Raw genomic sequence first — 466 nt, forward strand, 5'->3', positions numbered from 1 at the left:
TCCTGGAACAGCTCGTCGCGCCGGGTTTCCAGCTTCTTCGCCAGCGCCTTGAAGTCCTTGTCGTTCGGGTCGAACGCCAGGCTCACGGTGTATTCGCCTTCCGGCTTGAACTTGGTGTCCGGTTCGTTCAGGCGCGGCCACACGGCGGTGCCCTTGGGGGAGACGAATCGTTCGCGCTTCTTGGTTGCCATCAGTTGTCGGTCTCGTAGTTGGTCGGGAGATAGATGCCCGCGCGCCACAGGTCAGCGGCGGCGGTCAACGGGGTGTCGGCGGAAATGCCGAAGGCTTCGTCGATGTCGAAGCCGATGAGCGCCTCGTCGATGAAGGCGTCGGTGATCGGGTCACGCATCACGGGTAGTGCGGTTTCAGCTCGCGCTCCGCGTAGCGGCGCACGGCGTTGAGGGTGTTGACCTGCCGGTAGCGGCAGTCCTGCTCCATGCGCGAGACGACCCGCAGCACTTCCATC

The 466-nt window shown here is 64.2% G+C and carries 2 protein-coding genes; both read right to left on the reverse strand.

The window, feature by feature from the left end; all coding sequences use genetic code 11:
* Positions 1 to 191 (reverse strand): hypothetical protein (locus tag D7X55_RS40705; protein ID WP_199747389.1); only part of this gene is annotated, 191 nt, incomplete at its 3' end.
* Positions 191 to 349, reverse strand: a complete 159-nt coding sequence (locus D7X55_RS43875; RefSeq protein WP_154267700.1) for a hypothetical protein — start codon at positions 347 to 349, stop codon at positions 191 to 193. The genes D7X55_RS40705 and D7X55_RS43875, both read right to left, overlap by 1 nt.
* Positions 350 to 466: the final 117 nt, after the last annotated feature.

Source organism: Corallococcus sp. AB049A (genome assembly GCF_003668885.1).
In the GTDB taxonomy this organism is placed as follows: Bacteria; Myxococcota; Myxococcia; order Myxococcales; family Myxococcaceae; genus Corallococcus; species Corallococcus interemptor.

Bases quoted from the DNA above. Each gene is read 5' to 3' on its own strand.
- D7X55_RS43875 (WP_154267700.1), bottom strand. From the start codon at position 349: ATGCGTGACCCGATCACCGACGCCTTCATCGACGAGGCGCTCATCGGC.